The sequence below is a fragment of the Enterobacter cloacae complex sp.6700776 genome, from assembly GCF_048284255.1.
GTDB classification, from domain to species: Bacteria; Pseudomonadota; Gammaproteobacteria; order Enterobacterales; family Enterobacteriaceae; genus Enterobacter; species Enterobacter intestinihominis.
Map to the genome: position 1 here is coordinate 1 of NZ_JBLVYK010000308.1, position 265 is coordinate 265.

Below are 265 nucleotides of genomic sequence, written 5' to 3' on the forward strand. Positions count from 1 at the left end.
CCTTTGTAAAAGACTTTGAAAAAGCCCTGAAATCGAACGTGAAGTTTTACTGAAAAAGAGGGGGAGAAATCCCCCTTAATCCTCCCATTTTTTACTGATAAACATCAAATATATGAGGTGTATTATGTGGAAACGTGGCGAAAACAAAGTGATTCTGATGGGGCGTGCTGGCAAAGATGCAGAAGTGCGTTACACCCCAAACAGAACGGCCATTGCGAGCCTGACGCTGGCTACAGAAATCAGCTACAGCGACAACGAAGGGAAG

Annotated in this window: 1 protein-coding gene; it reads left to right on the forward strand. The window is 44.5% G+C overall.

Annotated features, from left to right (window positions below):
- Window positions 1-124: 124 nt before the first annotated feature.
- A partial coding sequence (locus ACNQ0T_RS24390) for a single-stranded DNA-binding protein (protein WP_417930516.1) occupies window positions 125-265 on the forward strand: 141 nt, incomplete at its 3' end.